This is a genomic window from Vibrio sp. 1562 (genome assembly GCF_033340155.1).
Classification (GTDB): domain Bacteria; phylum Pseudomonadota; class Gammaproteobacteria; order Enterobacterales; family Vibrionaceae; genus Vibrio; species Vibrio alginolyticus.
Map to the genome: position 1 here is coordinate 1 of NZ_JAWOVY010000860.1, position 500 is coordinate 500.

At 46.6% G+C, this 500-nt stretch carries 1 protein-coding gene; it reads left to right on the top strand.

What is annotated here, in order from left to right:
- Positions 1–13: 13 nt before the first annotated feature.
- Positions 14–500: FIST N-terminal domain-containing protein (locus tag R7Z49_RS28080; RefSeq protein WP_411913047.1), on the top strand; the 487-nt coding region annotated here is incomplete at its 3' end.

Consider the following 500-nt stretch of genomic DNA (forward strand, 5'->3'; position numbering starts at 1 on the left):
AGTAGTAGGGTACATGCGAGCTTTTTCCAAACGGGTCCACGATGTAAGTCAGCTTAATGACTTTTTAGTCACTTCTCAGTTGCACCCAGATAAACAGTATTTGGTGCAAATTTTGTCTACGCAATCGCGAGAATGTGCGGCTGCACTCGCCAAAGCGGTTTTGTCGATGTTGCCCAATGCTCATGTCATCGGTCACAGTACTCGCAATGTAATTTTGGATGGCGACATTTTTACCTCTGGCTGCCTCATCAACCTGATTGAGTTTGACCAAACCACACTAACGTCTGCCGTCCAAGCGTATTCTTTCTCTCCCGATATAGACGGTGGCGAGCTCAAACGTTCGCTGCAGTTACAAAGCAACTCTCAAGTCATCATCAGTTTTGCCGTGCAAATCGAACGTCGTGATTATCCTTTGTATCAAACTTTTGCGACCGAAAACGTGCGAGTGTCTGGTGGATTAGCGCAGACCATAGAAGACGGCTGTTGGGTGCTCTATCAAA